Here is a 21,287-nt window from a genome sequence, read left to right as displayed (position 1 = left end):
CGCGGGGGCGGTGCGGGGACCGGGGAGGAACGCGGTGCGTAGCCTCAGGGACCCGCACGGCGTCCCCGCTCGCGTTCCGGGAGCGGTGGGCCCCGGGCCCCCGCGGCAGCCGCCGACCCCGCTGTGCAGCGTGGGTTTGCCGAGCCCGGCACCTACTCCAGGTGGTGCGGCACGGCAGACAGCACGACACGCTCTTCAAACAGGAACAACCGCTTGACGAACAGCGCGGTCTGGCGGTGCAGGAGGTAGTGGGGGCCTCGTTTCGGGATGAGCTCCGGGATGACCAGGGAGACCAGGGTGTCGGGGCGCGACGTGTGGCGGCGGACCTCCTCCAGCATGGGTCCGGTCAGGTCCCGATACGGGGCGTCGACCACGTCCAGGGCGATGCCCGGGCGCCGGTCGAACCATTCCTCGATGACCTTGTCCGTGCCCTCGTGGTCCAGGGCGAAGAACACGGCCCGGGTCTCCACGGCCTGGAGGGACCGCGCGTAGTTGACGGCCCGGATGGCGGCATCGTGGACGCCTGAAACGAACACGAGCGCCACCGTGCGGTGGGGCACGACGAAGCCGGACGGCACCTCTCGGCCGTTCTCGCTCACCACGGGGACGTCGGTGACGACGATCCGGCGCTCCCGGAGCAGCCCGTTCTTCAGGCGGATGAGGTCGCGTCGGCGAAGGAGGTACCCGAGCCCCGGCTCGTCGATGAGCTCGGGCAGGACCACCGTGGCGAAGTCGCCCGGGTCCCGCGGGATCGACCCCAGGTGCGCCCGTACTCCCGCCAGCAGGTCGCCATCCGGGGCGGGAAGCGGCTCCAGGGGAATCCACTGACCGCACAGCTCCTGCCATCGGCCCGCCAGGTCCGGGGAGGGCGGTCTCGGCGAGAGGTACACGGCCCGCACGCCGTCCGGCCGGATGGAACGGATGTACCCGAGAGCCTCCGCGGTGGCCTGATCGAGGCCGGGGACGAGCAGCGTCACGTGGTTTCGGGGGACGCGAGGGGACAAGGCCCGCTGACGGAGCTGCCTGCCCACGCCCGCGTAGTGCCGGTTCACCCCCCGGAACAGCACGATGATGACCCCCATGGCCACGATGGAGATCCACGCGCCCTCCAGGAACTTGGTCGAGGCGATGACGATGAGCACGACGCCGGTGCACACCGCGCCGACCGCGTTGAGGACGATCGACACCCTCCACCGTCGGGCCGCGTCCCCACCCTTCTGCTTCTCCCGGAGCCAGTGCCGGACCATCCCGGCCTGCGACAACGTGAAGGCCGTGAACACACCGACCACGTAGAGCTGGATCAGCCGGTCCAGGCTCCCGTTGAACGCCCAGATCAGCAGCCCGGACAGGGTCGCCAGCACGATGATGCCGTTCGAGAACACCAGCCGGTCCCCCCGGTTGGCGAACTGCCGGGGCATGAAGCGGTCGCGGGCCAGGATGGCCGACAACCGGGGGAAGTCCTGGTAGGAGGTGTTGGCGGCCAGGATCAGGATGGCCGCCGTGAACGCCTGCACCGCGTAGAATCCGAGACCACCGTGGAACACGGCGAAGGCGATCTGGCCCACCACCGAACGCGCTCCCGGTCCGGGAGGCACCACGCCGTGCACGTGGGTGGCCAGATAGGAGATCCCCAGGAACATGGTGATCGAGATGACCCCCATCACGCCGAGGGTGGCGGCGGCGTTCCTGGCCTGGGGGCGCTTGAACGCCTGCACGCCGTTGGAGATCGCTTCGACGCCGGTCAGCGCGGTGGAGCCCGACGAGAACGCGTGCAGGATCACGAATAGCCCGAGCGGGGCGGCGTTCCGGGCCAGGTCCGAGATGGCCGCCACATGTTGCGACGCGGCGGAAGCGCATCCGCCCGTGGCGCACTGGACCAGGCCGGCGCCCACCATCAGCAGGATGGAGACGACGAAGGCGTAGGTGGGAAAAGCGAAGACCGCGCCCGATTCCTTGACGCCCCGGAGGTTCGCCAGCGTGAGGATGGCCACACACCCCAGGGAGATCTCGACGGTGTAATGGGCCAGGCCGGAGGCGGCCCCCACGATCGCCACCACGCCGGCCACCACGGACACGGCCACGGTCAGGACGTAGTCGACCAGCAAGGCGGCGGCCGCGATCAGCGCCGGGAGCGTCCCCAGGTTGTCCTTGCTGACGATGTAGGAGCCGCCACCGGAGGGATAGGCCCGCACGGTCTGCCGGTACGAGATCACCACGATGGCCAGCGTCCCCGCGATGACCAGCGAGATCGGCATGACCAGGTGCCGGGAGGTGGCGCTCGCGGCCAGCAGCACCACCATGATCTGCTCGGTGGCATAGGCCACGGACGACAAGGGGTCCGACGAGAAGATCGGGAGTGCCAGGATCTTCGGCAGCAGCGTGTGCGGGAGGTGGGAGCTGGGGTGGCGCCGGCCGATCAGCACGCGCTTCAGGGCGCGCTGCTGGCCCGGCCTCGCCTCGTCAACGAGAGCCATGGCGGCAGCGTTTCAGCCGCGGCGTAGGCGAGGCGTTAGGGAACGCCGCCCGCCCGTCAAGAAGTCATCAAAACTGTCTGCTGGCGCGGTTGTCACCCCGCCCGGGCCGACGCAAGCTCTGTTCGGATGAGCTCGCCCCGGTGGGCTTCACGGATCCCCAGGCGGTCGCCCGGCCGCGCGGTGGCCGCCGCGGGCGCGCCGGTGGGCGCGACCCTCCTGGCCCTCGCCCTTCCCCATCACGCCGCCGCCAGCGCGGCGTCCCTGTACATGGTCGGTGTGGTCGGAGCCGCCGTGTTCGGCGGCCGGTGGAGCGGCGTGGCCGCGGCGATCCTTTCCTTCCTCGGGCTGAACTTCTTCTTCACCGAGCCCTTCCACACGCTGAAGGTGCGCCACGCCGAGGACCTGGTCGCCCTGGCCGTGTTCCTGGTGGTGGCGAGCGTGGTGGCGGCGCTGGTGGCCCGGGTCCTCCAGGAGCGGGACCGGGCCGAACGCAGCACGTCGGAGGCGAGGAGCCTGGCCTCGTTCACCGGCCGCCTGCTCTCCGACGAGCCGATCGATCGCAGCCTGGAGGCCGCGGCGCGGACCCTGGTCCAGCTGTTCGGCCTCGCGTCGTGCCGGATCGCCGCCGAGGTGGCGGGCGACCGCTTCGACGTCCTCGCACGAGGATCCGGCGGCGTGGGCACGGAGGATGGCGACGGGGCCGCGGTGGAGGTTCCCCTGGAGATCGGCCCCCGGGCTGTGGGCTCGCTCGTCGTCACGCGGGCGGCCGGCCGGCAGCCGTTCACGGACGCCGAGCGGGCTTCCCTCCGGGCGTTCGCCGGCCAGGTGGCCATGGCGCTCCAGCGAACGGGCTACGACGCGGAGATCAGAAGGGTCCGCCTGGAGGCCGAGGCCAGCGACCTGCGGGCGGCGCTGTTCTCGTCGATCACCCACGACCTCCGGACCCCGCTCGCCTCCATCACCGCCAGCGTGAGCAGCCTCCTGGACGCCGAGGCGGTGCACGACGCCGGCCAGCGGGAGGAACTGCTTCGCACCAGCCTGGAGGAGGCGAACCGCCTGAACCGCCTGGTCGGGAACCTCCTCGACCTGGCCCGGATGCGGGCCGGCGCGCTCCGGCCCGCTTCCCAGCTGATGCCCGTCGAGGAGGTGGTGGAGGCCGTGCTGGGCCGGCTGGGCCCGGCCCTGAAGGGCGTCAGGGTCAGGACCTTCATCCGGGACGACCTTCCCCTCGTCTCGATCGACCCGATCCAGATCGACCAGGTGCTGACCAACATCCTGGAGAACGCCATTCGGTTCTCCCCGCCTGGAGGGGAGCTGCGGGTGGCCGTCCATCGGTTGGCGTCCCGGGTGGAGGTGCGGGTGGCCGACGACGGCCCCGGCATCCCTCGGGAGGACCGGGAGCGGGTGTTCGAGCCGTTCTTCAAGCGAGACACGCGGAGCGGTCGTGGAGGGACCGGCCTGGGTCTGGCCATCGCCCGGGCCATCGTGCTCGCGCACGACGGGCGGATCTGGATCGAGGGGACGCCCGCGGGGGGGACCGCCGTGGCGTTCCAGCTTCCCGTTCCTGCTCAGCCGTCGACAGCGCTCCCCCCCGAGCCGGCTGGGTCCGAGCGGACCACCACCGAGGTTCCGTGAAGGTTCTGGTGGTGGACGACGAGCCCCAGATCGTGCGAGCTCTTCGGGCGGCGCTGCACGCCCACGGGCACGAGGTCTCGGTGGCCTCGAACGGGCAGGAGGCCCTGGTGGAAGCGGCCGCGGCCGCGCCCGACCTGATCGTGCTGGACCTCGGCCTTCCCGACCGGGACGGGACCGACGTCATCCGGGAGCTCCGGGGATGGTCCGACGTGCCCGTGATCGTCCTGTCCGTGCGTGACGCCCAGGCCCAGAAGGTGGCCGCCCTGGACGCGGGGGCCGACGATTACGTGACCAAGCCGTTCGGGCTGGAGGAGCTGCTGGCCAGGATGCGCGCGGCCAAGCGCCGGGCCGGGCCGCAGGATCCGGCGCCTGCGGTGCTGCGGTTCGGCGAGCTCGTCATCGACGCGGGCCGACAGCTCGTGCTCCTGCGCGGCTCGCCCGTCCACCTGACCAGGACGGAGTACCGGCTCCTGGAGGCCATGGCCACGAATCCGGGCAAGCTGCTTACGCACCGGTGGCTGCTCCAGCGGGTGTGGGGGCCGCAGTACGGCGTCGAGAGCAACTACCTGCGCGTCTACGTCCGCCAACTGCGCCGGAAGCTCGGCGACGACGCCGCATCGCCCACGTTCATCACCACCGAACCCGGCGTGGGCTACCGCTGGATGATGGAATCCCAGGGCTGAGGGTCGGATCTCAGCGCGTTGCCAGGGCCCTGTTCATCCTCCGGAGCTGCCGCATCTCGGCCAGGCGCAGGATCACATAGACGCCGGCGGCGCCGGCCACCCACGGCTTCCACTGCCCATCCTTGAACGCGCCGGAGAGCCGCTCGGCCACGTCGTCCGGGACGACCTGGATCACGGCCTGCACCGGGACGGTCTGGGGCTCGGGGGCCTTCTTGCGCTTGCGGAGCCGGCGGACGGCCATCCAGAACATGGCTCCGCCGATGCCGCCGCCGACGGCGATCCCGACGGCCCGCTTGGCCCACACGGCCGGTCGGGGGAGGCGCTGCTCGAGCTCACGCAGCTCCGCGTCCAGGCGGCCGCGGGTGTCCTCGATCTCCTTCACCGTTTGAGCTGCGCTTTGGCCCATTCCACGTCCTCCTTCACCGTCCGTACGGTCTCCTCGGGCTTCATGGAGGGCCGTTTCATCCGGCGCAGCCCGAACATCGCCGCGCCGCCGGCCAGCACCAGGAACGTCCCGCCCACGATCAGCCACGCCGCCCAACGGGGAAGCACGATGTCGAGGGCCGCCGCCCCCGCCACGGCCAGGAAGATCAGCGCGAGGAGCCCCATGGCTCCGGCCGCGGCCAGCGCGCCGGCCCCAATGGCCTTCGCCTTGACGGCCTCGGTGACCTCCTGGCGGGCCAGCTGCAGCTCCTGGCGGACCAGGGTGCTGGAGTCCTGGGCGATGGCGCGCACCAGCTCGATGGTGGATCGCTCCCTCTTGGGCCCGGCGCCGTCCGTGCCGTGCGTGGCGAGGCTCTCGGTGTCGTCCACGGTTCTCCCTCCGCGTCGGAGCCTAGCGCGTGCGGGGCGTGCCGGGCTAGCGGCGTTCGTCAGGTGGAGGATTCCCCGTGGCCGTGCCGGGAAAACCGCTGCGGACGGCGGGGGCGCGCCCCTCGGGCGCGTCAGGCATATCAGGCTGGCCGGGCCCCTCGCCCGCATCGAGCTCGGCGGCCGCCCCGCGGGACCGGACCCGCCGCACGATCCACCACGCCACCAACCCCACGAACAGCATCGCGAAGGCGATGGTGATGGGCCGGGCGTACGTCTCCACGCTCCGCCACCGCTCGCCCAGCAGGTAGCCCGCCCCGGCCAGCCCGAACGTCCACGGGATCGAGCCCAGCACGGTGTACACGGTGAACCGCCAGAACGACATCCGGGCCACGCCCGCGGGCAGGCTGATGAACGCCCGGATGATGGGGATCAGCCGGGAGAAGAACACGGCCGCCTCGCCGTGGTCCTCGAACCAGGCGTGCGCCCGGTCGACCTCGTGGGGGCGCAGCAGCAGGTACCGTCCCCACCGGTCGATCAACGGCCGCCCTCCCGCGTAGCCCACGGCGTACGCGGCCCACGACCCCACCAGGGTCCCGGCCACGCCCACCAGCCCGATCGCGACGAACGAGAGCTGCTTCGACGGGTCGTGCAGGACCTGCTCGGCGAAGCCCGAGGACGCGAGAGCCCCGCCGAACACCATCACGATCTCGCTCGGGATGGGGATGCAGGCCGACCCGACCGCCATGAACACGAGGACGGCCAGGTAGCCGTTCGAGGCCACCGTGTCGGTCAGGAAATGGGTCACGGGAAGATCGGTCGCCCTTTCGTTGTTCGGAGAAGAAGTAACCAAGGGTATCGGCCCGCTACCGAACAGACGCTCTCCCCGTGTGGAGAAGTCGTGTCGGTGGGGCCTGCTACTCTTGGCCGGGGTTGACCTGCGGGGAGCCCCGTTGCTTGACACCTTTCCTCCCCCGCGTGTAATAAGCCGAACCCTCATGCCCAAGAAACTGGTCGTCGTCGAGTCTCCGACAAAGGCGAAGACCCTCGAGCGGTACCTCGGCCCGGACTTCACGGTCAAGGCCTCGTACGGACACATCCGGGACCTCCCCAAGAACAAGCTCGGGGTGGACACGGAGCGCGAGTTCGAGCCCGAGTACGTGGTCCCCGAGGACTCGAAGAGGGTCGTCGCCTCCCTTCAGGCTGCCCACAAGCGGGCGGCCGAGCTCATCCTGGCCACGGACTACGATCGGGAGGGCGAGGCCATCGCCTACCACGTGGCGGAGGTACTGGGGGTCGCGCCGGCCGATGCCCGCCGGGTCCGGTTCACCGAGATCACGAAGGACGCCATCCTGGAGGCGTTCCGCGAGCCCGGCACCATCGACCTGAAGCTGGTCGACGCACAGCAGGCCCGCCGGGTCCTGGACCGCCTGGTCGGCTACCGCCTCTCGCCCATCCTGTGGAAGAAGGTGCGCCAGGGGCTGTCCGCCGGACGGGTCCAGTCGGTCGCCCTGCGGCTGATCGTGGACCGGGAACGCGAGATCGGGGCGTTCCAGGCCGTCGAGTACTGGTCGGTGGACGCCCGGCTCACGCCGAACGGCGACTCGGACGACGACGCGTTCCTGGCCCGGCTCATCCAGATCGGCGCCGAGAAGCTCGCCGCCTCCCCGGACAAGAAGGGGCTGGTCCTGCGGGCCGAGCCGGATGCGGCGACCCACGTCGAGCGCCTCCGCGAGGCCGCCTACCAGGTCAGGGAGGTCCGCCAGAAGGAGGTCAAGCGGAGCCCGTCGCCGCCGTTCACCACCTCCACCCTCCAGCAGGAGTCCGCCCGCAAGCTCGGGTTCTCCTCCCGCAAGACCATGCGCATCGCCCAGCAGCTGTACGAGGGCGTGGATCTCCCCGGCGAGGGCCAGGCCGGCCTGATCACCTACATGCGGACCGACTCCGTGAACATCGCGGAGCAGGCCCTCCGCGAGCTGAACGAGGTGGTCCGGTCGCAGTACGGCGACCAGTACGGCCTGGACAAGCCGCGCCGGTTCAGGAAGAAGCAGCGCGGCGCCCAGGAGGCGCACGAGGCCATCCGGCCGACGTCCGCCGCGCGGCTCCCCGACACCGTGGAAGCGCACCTGGAGCGCGACCAGGCTCGGCTGTACCGGCTGATCTGGCAGCGCGCCGTGGCCTCCCAGATGGCCGAGGCCCGTTTCGACCAGGTCAGCGTGGACATCGAGGCCGTGTCCCCCTCGGAGGGCCCCGTGTACCTCCTGCGGGCCACCGGCCAGACCATGCGCTTCGACGGGTTCCGCCGGGTGTACTTCGAGTGGCGCGACGACTCCCCCGACGAGGACCAGGAGTCGCGCCTGCCGGCGCTCACCGCCGAGCAGGTCCTGCGGCTGCTGGAGGTCCTCCCCGAGCAGCACTTCACCCAGCCCCCGCCGCGATTCTCCGAGGCCTCGCTGGTGAAGGCGCTGGAGGAGCTCGGCATCGGGCGCCCGTCCACGTACGCCTCGATCATCTCCGTGCTGCTGGACCGGGGCTACGTCCGCCTGGACAGCCGCCGGTTCTATCCGGAGGACGTCGGCGAGGTGGTCACCGACCTGCTGGTCGAGCACTTCCCCGACATCGTGGACGTGGGGTTCACCGCCCGGATGGAGGACGAGCTCGACGACATCGCCGAGGGCAAGATGCGGTGGCAGCAGGTCCTGGACGAGTTCTACGGCCCCTTCGAGCGGCTCCTCGAGAAGAAGGAAGACGAGATCGAGCGGCCCCAGGAAGAGCTGGACGAGCTGTGCCCCCTGTGTCCGCAGGAAGGGCGGGAGCCCGGCAAGCTCGTCATCAAGCTGGGCCGGGCCGGCAAGTTCATCGGGTGCAAGAACTACCCGGAGTGCCGGTACACCCGCAACGTCGACGGCCAGGAGAAGCCGGAGCCCGAGCCCACCGGCGAGATGTGCCCGGAGTGCGGGAAACCCCTGGTCCGCAAGGTCGGGCGGTACGGTCCCTTCGTGGGCTGCTCCGGCTATCCGGAGTGCAAGTACATCAAGAAGGAGGAGAAGGGCACCGGCGTGACCTGTCCGGAATGCGGCCAGGGCGAGCTGGTGGCCAAGCGGACCCGCAAGAGGCGCACCTTCTACAGCTGCAACCGCTACCCGGAGTGTAAGTTCGCCGTGTGGCAGCGCCCGCTCCCGGAGCCCTGCCCGAAATGCGGCGGGCTCCTTCTGGCCCAGGCCGGCGGCAAGGCCAAGTGCAACGCCTGCGGAGCGGTGGTGGAGGACGGTACCGTGGTGGCAACCGAAGCGTGAGCGTAGCCGACGAGGTCGCCGCCCTTCGGGGCACCAAGCCCGCGACCCTGAAGGACCTGTTCCGCCACCCGTCGTTCTCCAAGCTCATGGCGGCGATGACCGTTTCGTCGCTCGGCGACTGGGTGGGGTTCGTCGCGGTGACCTCGCTCGTCGCGCGGCTCGAAAAGCACTCCCCGTCGGCCGCGGCCTACGCGGTGGCCGGGGTGATGATGGCCCGGATCCTGCCGTCGGTGCTGTTCGGCCCCCTGGCCGGCGTCATCGTGGACCGGGTCAACCGCAAGCACCTCATGATCGCCGCCGACATCGGCCGCGGCCTGATGTACGCGTCGATGCCGCTTCTGGGCCGGCTGTGGGCGATCCTGCTGCTGTCGTTCTGCATCGAGTGCCTGTCGCTGGTGTGGACGCCGGCCAAGGACTCCAGCGTCCCGAACCTGGTCCCCCGAAGGCAGCTGGTGAACGCCAACACGCTCGGCCTGGCCACGACCTACGGCACGCTCCCCCTCGGAGGGATCGTCTTCGCCGTCCTGGTCGGGGTGTCCGTCGCCATCGGACACAGCGTGCCCTACTTCCAGCACACCCCGGAGTCCCTGGCCCTGTGGCTGGACGCGGGAACGTTTGGGTTCTCCGCCTACATGGTGAACCAGCTGCCCATCCGCCGGACCGCGACCCAGGGCGCGCCGTTCCAGCTGTCCCGGGCCGGCAAGGACATCAAGGACGGGATCCGGTTCCTGCGGCGGCATTCCCTGGTCCGGGCCATGACCGTGGGCATCGTGGTGGCGTTCGCCGGCGTGGGGTCCGTGATCGCGCTCGGCCCCGTGTTCGCCCGCCTCACCCTGCACGCGGGAAGCTCGGGTTGGGGATTCCTGGTCACGTCCATCGGGATCGGGATGGGGCTCGGCATGGCCTCGCTCGGACAGGTCAGCAAGTTCATCGAGCGCGAGCACCTCTTCCCGATCGCCATGATCTCCGGCGCCGTCGCCCTGTTCGTGGACGCGGCCATGCCCAACATCCTGCTCGCGTCGCTGGTGACGGTGTTCCTGGGGTTCTTCGCGGGGATGACGTGGGTGACCGGGTACGCCCTGCTCCAGGAGAACGTGGCGGACGAGTTCCGGGGCCGGACCTTCGCCACCCTCACCGTCATGTCGCGCCTGGGGATGTTCGGGTCGTTCGTGGTCTTCCCGCTCATCGCGGGCGCCGTGGGGGATCACGGGACGAGTGTCGGGGGGGTGCGGCTCGACCTGGCCGGGACCCGGATCGCCCTGTGGGCCGGCGGGGTCGTGGTGCTGCTGGCCGGCGCGTCCTCGCTTCGCGGCCTCCGGCGCCACCGGTTGACCAAGCCTCAGCCCCTGGCCCTGTTGCCCCGCCTGGTCAAGGGCCCCCGTCCGGGCGTGTTCGTGGTGTTCGAGGGTGTGGAGGGCGCGGGCAAGGGCACGCAGATCGAGCTGGCCCGGCAGCTCCTGGAACGGGAGGGCATCCGGGTGCTGGTGACCCGGGAGCCGGGAGGGACCGAGCTCGGGGAGCGCCTCCGGGAGCTGCTGCTCGATCCCAAGACCGGAACCGTCGAGCCGCGCACGGAGGCGCTGCTGTTCGCGGCCTCGCGGTCGCAGCACGTCGCCGCGGTGATCCGGCCGGCCCTGGAGGAAGGGAAGGTCGTGCTGTGCGACCGGTTCATCGACTCGTCCCTGGCCTACCAGGGCGTGGCCCGGGGCCTGGGCGAGCAGGACGTGCTGACCCTCAACGTGTGGGCGACCCAGGGCCTGTTCCCCGACCTGGTGATCCTGCTGCACCTCGAGCCGGAGGAGGGCCTGGCCCGGGCGGGACAGGACGGCGACGCGGACCGCATCGAGTCCGAGGGCCCGCCATTCCACGCCAAGGTCGCCGACGCTTTCCTGAAGATCGCGGAGGAGCACCCCGAGCGGATCGTGGTCGTCGACGCCGGGCGGCCGCCCGAAGTGGTGCACGAGCAGGTTCGAGAGGCGCTTATGCGCGTGGTCCGCGGGCCCCAGGCGGAGACCCCGAAGCCGTGAGCGAGGTCTCCGTCGTACCGGTGCTGGACCGCGTTCCCGGGCAGGACGCGGCCATGGCGTTCCTGCGCCAGGCCGCCGCCCGGCCGCACCACGCCTACCTGCTGGCGGGGCCGGAGGGGTGCGGGAAGCAGCAGGCCGCGCAGGCGTTCGCGGCGGCGCTGCTGTGCGACCGGGGCGGGTGCGGCGAGTGCCGGGCCTGCACGCTGGCGCTGAAGGAGCGGCACCCCAACATGTTCGTGGTGGAGCCCGAGGGCCGGGACATCCACGTCGACACGGTGCGCGAGGAGATCTGGCATCCCGCCTTCCGGACGGCCCCCGAGCCGGGCCGGAAGGTGTTCGTGATCCGGGAGGCCGACCGGCTGAACCCGGCGGCCGCGGACGTGCTGCTGAAGGTGCTGGAGGAGCCGCCGGCCGACGCCGTGCTGCTGCTCCTCTCGGCGCGGCCGGACGAGCTTCCCGAGACCGTGCTCTCCCGATGCCACGTGGTCTCGTTCCTGCCGCTGGCGGAGCCCTTCGTGGCGGGGCGGCTGGCCGAGGAAGGGGTCGAGCCGTCGCTCGCACTACTCTGCGCCAGACTAGCTGGCGGGAACCTGGGCCGGGCCCGGCGCCTGGCCGCGTCCGGCGACGGCCTGTCGTTTCGGGATGCGGCGGTGGAGGCGCTGCGGCTGGCCGCGACCGGGCCGGCCGGGGCCCTCGGCGCGGCGGACGTCGTGCTGGCCTCGAGCGACCGGTACCGCAAGGGCCTGAAGGGCGCCCTGGAGGAGGAGCTGGCGCCCTTCCTGGACGACCGGGGCCGGGTGGAGGATGCGTTCCGGGGCGTGGTCCGGCGGCTGGAGGACCGGCACAAGCGCCGGCTCCGGCGGGCCGAGCGCGACCACGTGGACTGGGTGATGCTCGCGGCGTCGAGCCTGCTCCGGGACCGCATCGCGACGGCCCGGGGAGGAGAGGCTGCCCAGCGGATGAACCTCGACCTGCCCCCGGAGGCCGGTGACCCGGTTGCCGCCGCGCGGGCCCTCGGTATGGTGGAGGAGGCGCGGGCCGCCATCGCCGACGAGACCAACCTCAACCTCCGCCTGGTCCTGGAGGACGCGTTCCTGAAGGTGTGGCGCTCCCACGCCGGCGCCGCCTGAGCGCCGGAAGGAGGCCCAGATGCGCAATGTGATCGTGCAGGAGTGGATGAGCCTCGACGGCGTCGTGCAGGCGCCCGGTGCCCCCGACGAGGACACCACGGGCGGTTTCGAACACGGGGGCTGGCATCTGCGCTACTTCGACGACGCCTCGATGAACTGGGTGCTCGAGAACGTGACCGGGGCGGGCGGCTTCCTGCTGGGGCGCCGGACCTACGAGGGATTCGCGTCGCACTGGCCGAACGCCTCGGAGGAGGAGCAGCCCCTCGCCGAGCCGTTGGACACGCGGTCGAAGTACGTGGCGTCGAGGACGCTGGCCGACCCGCTCGAGTGGCAGAACTCCATCGTGCTCCAGGGCGAGGTCGCCGAGGCCGTGCGGGCGCTGAAGCAGGAGGCCGGCGACGACCTGCTGGTGATCGGCAGCACGGAGCTGGTGAAGACCCTGATCGAGCACGATCTGGTCGGCGAGTTCCGGTTCATGATCGATCCCGTCGTCCTGGGTGGCGGGAAGCGCCTCTTCCGCGACGACGGTGCTCTCAGGGCGCTGCGCCTCGTCGACCATCAGGTGGTGAGCACGGGCGCGGTCCTCGCGACCTACGCTCCGGCTGAGGAGGCGTAGCGGGAGCGTCCGGCGGGCGGTTCCGGCGCGCTACGCGAGGAGGGCCAGGGACTCGCCCAACGTCCTGATCGATCGCTCGGTGATCGGGCTGAGCACCAGGATCGCCTCGTCGGCCCCGGCTTCGGCCAGGTCGCGAAGCCCCGACGCGATCCGGTCGGGGGAGCCCTCCAGGGGCGTGACGCCCTGGTCAACCGGCCGCTCGACGACGGAGCGGTCCACCACCACCAGGACGCAGGCGCTCCGCACGATGGTCGCCGGGTCGCGCCCGAGCTCCTCCGCCGCCGCTGTGACCTTCGCGTTCTCGCGGGCGAACCCCTCCGGCGTGTTCCCGTACAGGTCGTACCAGGTGTTCCAGGCGTCGACGTGGGGCAGCGCGATGGACAGGACGCGGGGGCCGGTGCTCCCGATCATGAGGGCGGGCCGCCGTTCCGGGCGGGGGAGCAGCACGGCGTCCTCCACCTGATGGAACCGGCCGTGGAGGGTCACCCGTTCCCCTTCCAGTTCCAGCAGCCGGCGGATGACGGTGAAGGCCTCCTCGAAGCGGTCGACCCGACGGTCGAACGGGATGCCGAAGGCCCGGAACTCGTGCTCGTTCCATCCGGCCCCGAGGCCCAGGACGAACCGCCCCCCGCTCACCTCCTGGATGGTGGCGGCTGCCTTCGCGATGAGGCCGGGCGGATGGAAGGCGGCGCAGGCGACCAGCGGCCCGAGGCGGACCCGGTCGGTCACCGCGGCCAGCGCGGACAGCAGCGTCCACGCTTCCCACGGCCCTCGCTCCGGCTTCCCGTCGCCTCTGTACAGGAGGTGGTCGCCGACCCAGATGGAGTCGAACCCGGCGTCCTCGGCGGCCCGGGCCATGGAGCGGTACTCGGGCCATCGCACCTCGCGCTCGACCTCGGGCAGCTGCACACCGACGCGGAGCGACCTGGCCACTGCGCGCAGTGTATGCGGGTCCCCCGCGGCGAGAGTCCGGCTTGGGTACGCTCCGGTGGAGGTGATGAGGCCATGCCGCGGATCGAGCAGTACGAGTTCGGGCGAGTTCGGATCGACGGGAAGGAGTACTCGCGGGACGTGATCGTCCTTCCCGGTCGGGTGGTCTCCGACTGGTGGCGCAAGGATGGCCACTCGCTGGTGATCGAGGACCTGGAGGAGGTCCTGGACGAGCTGCCCGAGCACCTCGTGGTCGGAACGGGAGCCGACGGACGGATGCGCCCGGACCCGGACGCGCTGGAGTGGATTCGGTCCCGGGGGATCGAGGTGGAGGCCCTGTCCACCCCGGAGGCTGTCCGGCGCTACGAGGAGCTCGACCCTGCGGCCACGGCCGCAGCGCTGCACCTCACCTGCTGAGCATCGGAGCGGGACCGGCGGCTCGGCCCGCGTCCGCGACCGTTCGCTACACTTCGCACGCGGCTGCCGAAGGTTCCTGGGTCCGTTGCCTGCCGCGTTGTTTGCCAGTCGCCGGAGTAGCTCAGCTGGCAGAGCAGCGGTTTCGTAAACCGCAGGTCGTCGGTTCGAGTCCGACCTCCGGCTCCACGAGAAAGCCCGTTCAGGCAGGGAGTCATGCTTCCCTCCCCCTGGAGTCCTGCCAGCGTCTATCGCCGAGATTAGGGTAAAGGATAGAGCCTAGCCTTTACCATGGCGAGTCAGAGGGAAAGGGTAGACGGCATGCGAGGCAGGTATGTGCGGCGGGTCTGGGAGTCGAACCCAGCTCTCTACGCGCCCCCCAGGTACCGGAGGGGCTGCGAATACGACGCCTTCATCCCAGAGCCCATCTCCGAGCTCCAGCTCGCGCTTCCCGGAGATGTGGCGGGCGTCGTGTCCGAGGCCGAGAAGGCAGTCGCGGAGCTGAATCGCGGGGCCGGGCCGGAGCTGGTGCCACTGGCCCGGCTCCTCCTCAGGACAGAATCGATTGCCTCCTCCAAGGTCGAAGGTCTACAGGTCGAGACCCGGGCCCTGGCTCATGCAGAAGCCAAGCAGGAGACGGGCGGCTCGGTCGGGCCACAGGCGGCGGAGATCCTCGCCAACATCGACGCCATGCAGCTTGCGATCGAGCGCGCCGTAACAGTCCAAGCCATCCGGGAGCAGGATCTTCTGGACATCCACGGCCGGCTGCTGGCCCGCGATCCGAGAGCCAAGATCGCCGGACGGTTTCGCGGATCTCAGAACTGGATCGGCGGAAACGACTACAACCCCTGCGGGGCCGACTTCGTCCCTCCACCCATCGAGGAGATCGAGGGGCTGCTTGACGACCTCTGCGGCTTCTGCAACGACGACACGCTCCCCCCGCTGGTCCAGGCGGCCGTCGCTCACGCCCAGTTCGAGACGATCCATCCCTTCGATGACGGCAACGGCCGCACCGGACGTGCGTTGGTGCAGGTGATCCTCCGCCGACGCGGACTGGCCCCCACGTTCGTGCCGCCGGTCAGCGTCGTGCTGGCTCGCGACAAGAAGCGGTACATCGAAGGCTTGACCCTGTTCCGAGAGGACCGCATCCCAGAGTGGCTGCAGACCTTCGCAGCGGCCACGGCTCAAGCGGCAGGGCTCGCAGCTCGCTACGCTGCCGAGGTCGCCGCGCTGCAAGAGCGGTGGCGAAAGCAGCTTCGAGAGCACTCCGATCCCCGCTCGGACGCCGCTGCATGGGCGATCATCGATGCCTTGCCTGGCCACCCGATCATCACCGTGCCGGTGGGAGTGGCGGCCACCAGACGAACGAGGCCGGCAGTGACCAACGGCATGGCGGACCTCGAGAAAGCAGGCATCCTGGTGCGCCTCAGCGAATCGGCCCGCAACCGGGCCTGGGAGGCGGCGGGCCTACTGGACCTGATCGCGGATCTCGAGTCCGGTGAGTTGCCGCCTCAGAGGTAGCGCGTCATGGCACAAGGTCGGCTGATTGGGAATCCAGGGGGAATGTGCTCCCTGGGTACGCAGGCCTATGGTGCTCGACCGCGTGGACTAAATGTCCTGCTCAGAGGCACCATGACGCACTGCGTCGCATGACCCAGACAAGCGCATCCTGTTTCGTAAACCGCAGGTCGTCGGTTCGAGTCCGACCTCCGGCTCCACAGCGACGACGCATGCGGCGGTTGTCACCCCATGAGCTGAACTCAGCCGGTCAGCGGACGGCGCATGGTCACGCGCGGCCACTCGGCAAGCCCATGAGCGGCCTCATGGTCGCGGATCCGACGAAGCCCATCGGTGACCTCGACGTCGGCGACCCTCTTGAAGCCAAGCCGCTGGTAGTAGGGAGCATTCCAGGGAACCTCCGAGAAGGTCGTGAGCGTGATCGCCGCAAGCCGATGCTGCTTGGCCCATGCAACGACTGTCTCGATGAGATCCGCGCCGATCCCCTGACGCGCATGATTCGGATGCACCGAGACCTGATCGATGTGGGCGTTGGAGTCGACGACCCGCGCCAGTATGTACCCGACCGGCCGGTCGTCTTCGTCAGTCGCGACCCAGGCACGGCCTTCCCTTTGGTAGACAGCGAGCTCGTCGATCGCGCGAAGCGAGCCGAGATCCTCGAAGCGAGCGGTCCGGATCACGTGAGGATGCTATGCGACGAGACCGACCCCTCGGCAGGAAGACGGCCGCAGAGGCGCCGGCCTTACCATCTCGGCCGTGAACGAGTTCTCGCGGGTGCTGATCGACCGGTCCGGGTACGAGGGCGACGGGTTCACCGAGGTCTACGACCGCCACCGTCCCGCGCCTCCTCCGGCCCTGCTGGAGATCCTGATGCTCGTCGCGCAGGTGGAGCGGCCCCTTCTGGTCGTCGATTTGGGGGCCGGCACCGGGCTCTCGACTCGGGTCTGGTCCGAGCGGGCGGCGGAAGTCCTGGGCGTCGAGCCGAACCCGGCGATGGTCGCCCGGGCCCGTCTCGCGACCACGGCGCCCAACGCGCGCTACGTGGAGGCGTTCGCCGCGGACACGGGTCTGGCCGCGGACTGCGCGGACGTCGTCACCTGTGCTCAGGCATTCCACTGGATGGAGCCCGCGGCGGCGCTCGACGAGTCGGCCCGGATCCTTCGGCCCGGCGGTGTGTTCGCGGCCTACGACTACGACGTGCCGCCGGTGGTCCATCCGGAGGTGGATGACGCCTTCGCCGCCCATTTCGAGGCGCGGCGCGCAGCCCGCAAGCGGCTCGGCCTGGAGGCGGGAGCGGCGACGTGGCCCAAGGAGCGCCACCTCGAACGGATTCGTGAGAGCGGGCACTTCCGGTTCGCACGGGAAATCGTCTGCCATGGCGTGGACCGGACGCCGGCCGGATCGTCGGTCTGGCCGAGAGCGTGGGCGGCCCCCGCGCCCTGTTCGGCGGCGAGGCGCCGGAGGTCGAGGAGGCGTTCGAGCAGCTTCGGCATACGGCGCATCGAGTCCTCGGCGATGGTTCGTACCCGATGGTGGTCTGCTATCGAATCCGCCTCGGAGTCACCTGAACGAGGTCGGCGACGTCCCTGAATCCTGGCGGTCAGCCGGTGACGGGGCTCTGCGGGGCCGGGGCAACCCCCGATCGATGCGCTCATCGCGTGGGTTCACAGAGACCTCTCAGGTTCCATTCACGGCCGGCTCAGGGCGCGCGACGAGACTTGGGCTCGATCACCTCGACCCGGAGAACGGAGGGCAGCCGTGACGTACAACGAACGGACCACGCCGAACCGCCCGACAGCGGCGGGGGCTTCCAAGCCGGCCGGCCCGCGGCCCCGTCGGAGGCGCCGGCATGCGGCCGCTCGATCCCGCGTCCTGGCGGCCGTCCTCAGTGTGGCCACGTTCCTGGGGCTGGGGGGGTCGATGGCGATCCGGGCGGCGGCGACATCCGCCGTGGCCACGAGCGGCACGGCCTCGACCAGCACGGCGACCGGTTCCTCTTCCTCGAGCTCATCGTCCTCGAGTTCCTCGGGATCGACGAGCTCGGGAACGACCTCGAAGAGCTGGTCGGCCCAGCCGGCCGCGCCCAGCTCGGGAGGTTCGGTGACGAGCAATGGCAGCTGAAGCTCGGTTCCGGGCCATGGGATCCGACGTCCAGGTCGTCGTGGTGGGCGGACCGCCGTCGCTGCCGGGCCTGGGGTGGCGGTTCGTCGAGGACCTGGAGGCCAGGTGGAGCCGGTTCCGGCCCGACAGCGAGGTCAGCCGCATGAACGAGATGGCCGGGCGGCCGGTCCACGTCTCCGGCCAGACCCTTCGCCTGGTCGAGCTGTCGGTGGAAGGCGCTCGCGTCACCGGCGGCTGGTACGACCCCACGGTGCTCGGTGCGGTGCTGCGGGCGGGATACGACCGGAGCTTCGAGCTGCTCTCGGAGCGCTCCACGGGTGCGAACTCGCCGCTGTCCCGGGGCTACGAGGCCATCCTGGTGGACCCGATCGCCTCCACCGTCACGCTTCCGCGTGGTGTGGGCTTCGATCCCGGCGGCATCGGCAAGGGCCTCGCCGCGGACCTGCTGTGCGAGGAGCTCCTGGCGCTCGGTGCCGAGGGGTGCTGCGTGAACGTAGGAGGAGACCTCCGTGTCCAGGGGACGCCGCCGCGCGGCGACTCGTGGACCATTCGCGTGGAGCACCCCGGGCACCCCGAGCCGGCGGCCGTCGTGGGGCTCCTGGACGGCGCCGTCGCCACCAGCACGCGGGCCAGGCGAACGTGGGGCCCGGCCGCCGATCGCCGTCATCATCTGATCGATCCGTCCACCGGCCGGCCCGCCCGGACCGGCGTGCTCTCCGCGTCGGTGGTCGCGGCGCGAGCCTGGCAGGCCGAGGTGCTGGCCAAGGGACTCTTCCTGGCTGGACCCCGCGACGGGCTCGACCTCCTCCGCGCGACCGGGACCGAGGGCCTCCTCGTCGACGACGCGGGCGCGGTGCACCGAAGCGCCGGGCTCGTTCGGTTCACCGGTTCGCCGGTGATCTCCCCTCCGCCTCCGGACACCGCCGAGGCGGCCGAGGCGGCCGAGGCGGTCCCGGTCCTGGCCGGTCCGGCGACGCGATGAGCTCCACGTTGGTCTGGTACACGGCCCGGGCCTCGGGGATCGTGGCGTGGACGCTGGCGGCGGCCTCGGTCCTGTGGGGCCTGGCCATCTCCACCCGCGCGATGGGGTCCCGGCCCCGCCCGGCGTGGCTGTTCGACCTTCACCGCTTCCTGGGTGGCATCGCGGTGGTGTTCACGGGCGTCCACGTCGGCGCGATCCTCCTCGACACGTACGTGCAGTTCAGCCTGGTGAACGTCCTGGTCCCGTTCACGGGGAACTGGCATCCCGCCGCCGTGGCCTGGGGCATCGCCGCCATGTACGTCCTCTTGGCCGTCGAGATCACGTCGCTCGCGCGGTCACGGATCCCCAAACGCCTCTGGCGGCGCGTCCACTACGGCGGCTTCGTGGTGTTCGCGGCCGGGACCGTCCACGCGCTGAGCGCGGGAACCGACGCGGGCTCGACGTGGTTCCGGATCCTGGTGATGGGGGTGGTCCTGGCCGCCGCCACCCTGACGGCCGTGCGGGTCATGCAGTGGGGACGGCGGCAGCCCGTCGCCGCCGTCGATCGCCGGCGAGCCGCTACGAGCTGAACGCCGGCCCGGCCGGGGCGTCCCGCTGCGGCGCGTCCTTCGCCAGCTCACGGACGAAGGAGTCCTCCAGCTCGCGGATCGTGCCGCCCAGCGGGGTGTAGCCGAACAGCACGCTGTGGCCGTCCGGGAACTGGAGCCCGATGAGGTTCTGGGTCACCCCGATGTTGAAGTCCACCCCCCGGAGGGTGTGGACGTCCTGCCCGCGCACCACCCGCACGCCGGCCCGGGGCCACGACGCCAGCTCGTCAAGGACCTTGACGCTTCCCGAATACGCCCCGACCTTGAAGGCGAAGACCTGGAGCCGAGTCGGGGTCACCGCGACGGCCACCGGCTGTTTCATGAGGTGCTTCACGTCGCGCCCGGACTGGCCGGGGGTGAGGGCCGACCGGGGCATGAACATGCCGAGGGCCTGGATCGGCTCCGAGAGGCGGCCCCGAAGGCTCTCGGTGAGCCCCGCGATCGTCTTCTTCGGGGTGGGGAACATCCGTCCTCCTCTCCTCGTCCCGCGGCCCGTCCAACCGCGTACGGTCGAGGATTCACGCAACCGTTCGACCCGTCAAACGAGGTAGGGTTGGCCCGCCGGAACGGAAGGAGGCGCGATGCCACTGTTCATGGACGTGCACAAGGAGCTGCCCGAGGGGTCGACCGCGAAGGACGTGGCCGACGCTCACGCGGCGGACGTGAAGACTCAGGACCAGTACGGCGTGAAGTACCTGCGCTACTGGGTTGACGAGGGGTCGGGCAAGGTGTTCTGCCTGGTGGACGCGCCGGATGCCGAGACGGCGGCCACGGTGCACCGGGAGGCCCACGGCCTGGTGGCCGACGAGATCTACCAGGTCCAGGAAGGGTCGTAGCCAAGCCTGACGCCGGTGACGCCGGGACGCCCTGGCTCAGTCCCGCGTCCCGGCCGGGTCCAACCCGGAGGCCAGCGCCAGCACGACCTGCTCCTCCAGCCAGCCCAAGTAGCTGTAGATGGCGAAGGGAACGGTCCGCGGGTCGTTCTCCGGCAGTCCGGTCTCATAGAGGTCCTCGGTCACGTCGAGACGGGTCCCGAGCACCAGCCGTAGGTCGTTGATGGCGCTCAGCCAGGCCAGGACCTGTTCCTCGTCCAGGCGGGTCGCGTCGATGGTTGACGCCATGACGTCCAGGGAGGTCTCCCGGGTCACGACCAGGTCTTCCCGGACCAGCCCGCGATACTCCTCCTCCAACCGCGCGTCCTCCGCGTAGGCCGGCGGGAACAGCCGTTCCAGGGCCGGGTCGCCCGACCGCAGCACCACCCGGAGCTGCGAGGGGAGGGACCGCAGGACGTCGCGCTCGGCCCCGGGCAGCCGGAGCTCGAAGTCGCCGCGGCGCGTTCGCCGAATCCTCGCCCCCCGCATCGCCTCAACCTCGCTGCATGGTGGCCCACAGGCCGTGGGCATGGAGGCGGAACGTGTCGAACTCCGCGTGCTCGCGGCTCCCGCTGGACACCACCGCCTTGCCCTTGTGGTGCACGTCGAGCATCAGCCGGGTGGCCTTCTCCAGGCTGTACCCGAACAGCTTCTGGAACACGTAGGTCACGTAGGACATCAGGTTGATCGGATCGTTCCACACGACGACCAGCCACAGCCGTTCGGGATCGACGACGTCGTCGGCGGAGGGCCGTTCGGTCTCGACCGGGAGCGTCGTGGTGGAGGAGTCCGTCACCCCTCGATTGTCGCAACTCCCGGCCCGGGTTGCGGGCTCAGGCAGAGGTGGCTGCCGTGGCCGCCGTGGTCAGCTCCGGGACGGAGGAGATCGGGCAGGTCACGGTGCGGGTCACCCCCGGGATCTCCTGGATGGCGGCGAGGGTGGTGCCGTTGAGGCTGAACATGTCCCGGCCCCTCACCCGGGCGACGACGTCGTACGGACCCGTGATGGGCTCCGCGTACACCACACCCTCCAGGCGGCCGATCTCCCGCGCGACCTCCCGCGACTGCCCGATCTGCGTCTGCACCAGCATGTAGGCGTCCATTTCCGCCCTCCCGTCTCGGGGTCTCGTCTCTCGTCACCGGCGAGGATGCGCCGGCCGCGTTCGCGGATCTCGGGTCGGTGGACCCCACG

At 70.7% G+C, this 21,287-nt stretch carries 23 protein-coding genes and 1 tRNA gene; 13 read left to right on the top strand and 11 right to left on the bottom strand.

Going from position 1 to position 21,287, the window contains the following annotated elements; translation table 11 throughout:
* Nucleotides 1-152: 152 nt before the first annotated feature.
* Nucleotides 153-2,474, bottom strand: coding sequence for an APC family permease (locus M3Q23_04450; GenBank protein MDP9341362.1), 2,322 nt, complete (start codon nucleotides 2,472-2,474; stop codon nucleotides 153-155).
* A 126-nt stretch (nucleotides 2,475-2,600) separates the two neighbouring features.
* Between M3Q23_04450 and M3Q23_04445 the strand changes: the two genes are divergently transcribed.
* Both M3Q23_04445 and M3Q23_04440 read left to right on the top strand, forming a co-directional pair.
* Nucleotides 2,601-4,109, top strand: a complete 1,509-nt coding sequence (locus M3Q23_04445) for an ATP-binding protein (protein MDP9341361.1) — start codon at nucleotides 2,601-2,603, stop codon at nucleotides 4,107-4,109.
* Entirely contained in the window at nucleotides 4,106-4,792 is a 687-nt protein-coding gene (locus M3Q23_04440) for a response regulator transcription factor (protein MDP9341360.1), read from the top strand. Before M3Q23_04445 ends, M3Q23_04440 begins: the two co-directional genes overlap by 4 nt.
* Before the next feature lie 10 nt (nucleotides 4,793-4,802).
* Here M3Q23_04440 and M3Q23_04435 read toward each other — a convergent pair whose 3' ends face one another.
* From M3Q23_04435 to M3Q23_04425, 3 genes are read right to left on the bottom strand one after another with little or no spacing between them, the layout of a single operon-like run.
* Nucleotides 4,803-5,174, bottom strand: coding sequence for a hypothetical protein (locus tag M3Q23_04435; protein ID MDP9341359.1), 372 nt, complete (start codon nucleotides 5,172-5,174; stop codon nucleotides 4,803-4,805).
* On the bottom strand, nucleotides 5,171-5,605 hold the full coding sequence (locus M3Q23_04430) for a phage holin family protein (GenBank protein MDP9341358.1): 435 nt from the start codon (nucleotides 5,603-5,605) through the stop codon (nucleotides 5,171-5,173). Before M3Q23_04430 ends, M3Q23_04435 begins: the two co-directional genes overlap by 4 nt.
* A gap of 46 nt (nucleotides 5,606-5,651) precedes the next feature.
* Nucleotides 5,652-6,410: a DedA family protein gene (locus M3Q23_04425; GenBank protein MDP9341357.1), complete on the bottom strand. Its 759-nt coding sequence runs from the start codon at nucleotides 6,408-6,410 to the stop codon at nucleotides 5,652-5,654.
* A gap of 190 nt (nucleotides 6,411-6,600) precedes the next feature.
* Here M3Q23_04425 and topA point away from each other — a divergent pair, with 190 nt between their 5' ends.
* Genes topA through M3Q23_04405 form a run of 4 tightly spaced genes read left to right on the top strand, consistent with a single transcriptional unit; the run spans nucleotide 6,601 to nucleotide 12,671 of the window.
* Nucleotides 6,601-8,898 carry a type I DNA topoisomerase gene (gene topA / locus M3Q23_04420; GenBank protein MDP9341356.1) on the top strand — a complete coding sequence of 766 codons (2,298 nt, stop codon included), beginning with the start codon at nucleotides 6,601-6,603 and terminating at the stop codon, nucleotides 8,896-8,898.
* Entirely contained in the window at nucleotides 8,895-10,925 is a 2,031-nt protein-coding gene (gene tmk / locus M3Q23_04415) for a dTMP kinase (GenBank protein ID MDP9341355.1), read from the top strand. Before topA ends, tmk begins: the two co-directional genes overlap by 4 nt.
* Nucleotides 10,922-12,055, top strand: coding sequence for an AAA family ATPase (locus tag M3Q23_04410; GenBank protein ID MDP9341354.1), 1,134 nt, complete (start codon nucleotides 10,922-10,924; stop codon nucleotides 12,053-12,055). The genes tmk and M3Q23_04410 overlap by 4 nt, the downstream gene beginning before the upstream one ends.
* Nucleotides 12,056-12,074: 19 nt before the next feature.
* Entirely contained in the window at nucleotides 12,075-12,671 is a 597-nt protein-coding gene (locus tag M3Q23_04405) for a dihydrofolate reductase family protein (protein ID MDP9341353.1), read from the top strand.
* Between the two features lie 30 nt (nucleotides 12,672-12,701).
* Here the strand turns inward: M3Q23_04405 and M3Q23_04400 are convergent, their stop codons facing one another.
* Nucleotides 12,702-13,604 carry an LLM class flavin-dependent oxidoreductase gene (locus tag M3Q23_04400; GenBank protein MDP9341352.1) on the bottom strand — a complete coding sequence of 301 codons (903 nt, stop codon included), beginning with the start codon at nucleotides 13,602-13,604 and terminating at the stop codon, nucleotides 12,702-12,704.
* A gap of 72 nt (nucleotides 13,605-13,676) precedes the next feature.
* Here M3Q23_04400 and M3Q23_04395 point away from each other — a divergent pair, with 72 nt between their 5' ends.
* The 3 genes from M3Q23_04395 to M3Q23_04385 all read left to right on the top strand — a co-directional run bounded on the left by M3Q23_04395 (nucleotide 13,677) and on the right by M3Q23_04385 (nucleotide 15,536).
* Nucleotides 13,677-14,018 carry an MTH938/NDUFAF3 family protein gene (locus tag M3Q23_04395; protein MDP9341351.1) on the top strand — a complete coding sequence of 114 codons (342 nt, stop codon included), beginning with the start codon at nucleotides 13,677-13,679 and terminating at the stop codon, nucleotides 14,016-14,018.
* 110 nt (nucleotides 14,019-14,128) lie between these two features.
* Nucleotides 14,129-14,204: transfer RNA gene (locus M3Q23_04390), tRNA-Thr, on the top strand.
* 282 nt (nucleotides 14,205-14,486) lie between these two features.
* Entirely contained in the window at nucleotides 14,487-15,536 is a 1,050-nt protein-coding gene (locus M3Q23_04385; protein MDP9341350.1) for a Fic family protein, read from the top strand.
* A gap of 239 nt (nucleotides 15,537-15,775) precedes the next feature.
* On the opposite strand, the gene M3Q23_04380 is transcribed toward M3Q23_04385, so the two are convergent.
* Nucleotides 15,776-16,213, bottom strand: coding sequence for a GNAT family N-acetyltransferase (locus M3Q23_04380; protein ID MDP9341349.1), 438 nt, complete (start codon nucleotides 16,211-16,213; stop codon nucleotides 15,776-15,778).
* A 76-nt stretch (nucleotides 16,214-16,289) separates the two neighbouring features.
* Here M3Q23_04380 and M3Q23_04375 point away from each other — a divergent pair, with 76 nt between their 5' ends.
* On the top strand, nucleotides 16,290-17,123 hold the full coding sequence (locus tag M3Q23_04375; GenBank protein ID MDP9341348.1) for a class I SAM-dependent methyltransferase: 834 nt from the start codon (nucleotides 16,290-16,292) through the stop codon (nucleotides 17,121-17,123).
* Nucleotides 17,124-17,221: 98 nt separating this feature from the next.
* Here the strand turns inward: M3Q23_04375 and M3Q23_04370 are convergent, their stop codons facing one another.
* Nucleotides 17,222-17,644 (bottom strand): hypothetical protein, encoded by a 423-nt coding sequence (locus tag M3Q23_04370; protein ID MDP9341347.1) that lies wholly within the window; start codon nucleotides 17,642-17,644, stop codon nucleotides 17,222-17,224.
* Here M3Q23_04370 and M3Q23_04365 point away from each other — a divergent pair.
* Nucleotides 17,644-18,636: an FAD:protein FMN transferase gene (locus M3Q23_04365; GenBank protein ID MDP9341346.1), complete on the top strand. Its 993-nt coding sequence runs from the start codon at nucleotides 17,644-17,646 to the stop codon at nucleotides 18,634-18,636. The genes M3Q23_04370 and M3Q23_04365 overlap by 1 nt on opposite strands.
* On the top strand, nucleotides 18,633-19,205 hold the full coding sequence (locus tag M3Q23_04360) for a ferric reductase-like transmembrane domain-containing protein (protein ID MDP9341345.1): 573 nt from the start codon (nucleotides 18,633-18,635) through the stop codon (nucleotides 19,203-19,205). Before M3Q23_04365 ends, M3Q23_04360 begins: the two co-directional genes overlap by 4 nt.
* On the opposite strand, the gene M3Q23_04355 is transcribed toward M3Q23_04360, so the two are convergent.
* Nucleotides 19,195-19,689, bottom strand: a complete 495-nt coding sequence (locus M3Q23_04355) for a hypothetical protein (GenBank protein ID MDP9341344.1) — start codon at nucleotides 19,687-19,689, stop codon at nucleotides 19,195-19,197. The two genes, M3Q23_04360 and M3Q23_04355, sit on opposite strands and share 11 nt — an antisense overlap.
* A gap of 115 nt (nucleotides 19,690-19,804) precedes the next feature.
* Here M3Q23_04355 and M3Q23_04350 point away from each other — a divergent pair, with 115 nt between their 5' ends.
* On the top strand, nucleotides 19,805-20,059 hold the full coding sequence (locus tag M3Q23_04350; GenBank protein MDP9341343.1) for a DUF4242 domain-containing protein: 255 nt from the start codon (nucleotides 19,805-19,807) through the stop codon (nucleotides 20,057-20,059).
* 36 nt (nucleotides 20,060-20,095) lie between these two features.
* On the opposite strand, the gene M3Q23_04345 is transcribed toward M3Q23_04350, so the two are convergent.
* From M3Q23_04345 to M3Q23_04335, 3 genes are all read right to left on the bottom strand, one after another.
* Nucleotides 20,096-20,584: a DUF2017 domain-containing protein gene (locus M3Q23_04345; GenBank protein ID MDP9341342.1), complete on the bottom strand. Its 489-nt coding sequence runs from the start codon at nucleotides 20,582-20,584 to the stop codon at nucleotides 20,096-20,098.
* A gap of 4 nt (nucleotides 20,585-20,588) precedes the next feature.
* Nucleotides 20,589-20,813, bottom strand: coding sequence for an ATP-dependent Clp protease adapter ClpS (clpS, locus tag M3Q23_04340; protein ID MDP9341341.1), 225 nt, complete (start codon nucleotides 20,811-20,813; stop codon nucleotides 20,589-20,591).
* A 115-nt stretch (nucleotides 20,814-20,928) separates the two neighbouring features.
* A complete protein-coding gene (locus M3Q23_04335; protein MDP9341340.1) occupies nucleotides 20,929-21,198 on the bottom strand; it encodes an Lrp/AsnC ligand binding domain-containing protein in 270 nt (89 codons plus the stop codon).
* Between the last annotated feature and the right edge of the window lie 89 nt (nucleotides 21,199-21,287).

The organism is Actinomycetota bacterium, from assembly GCA_030774015.1.
In the GTDB taxonomy this organism is placed as follows: domain Bacteria; phylum Actinomycetota; class UBA4738; order UBA4738; family JACQTL01; genus JALYLZ01.
This window is presented reverse-complemented; position numbering and strand designations above follow the sequence as displayed.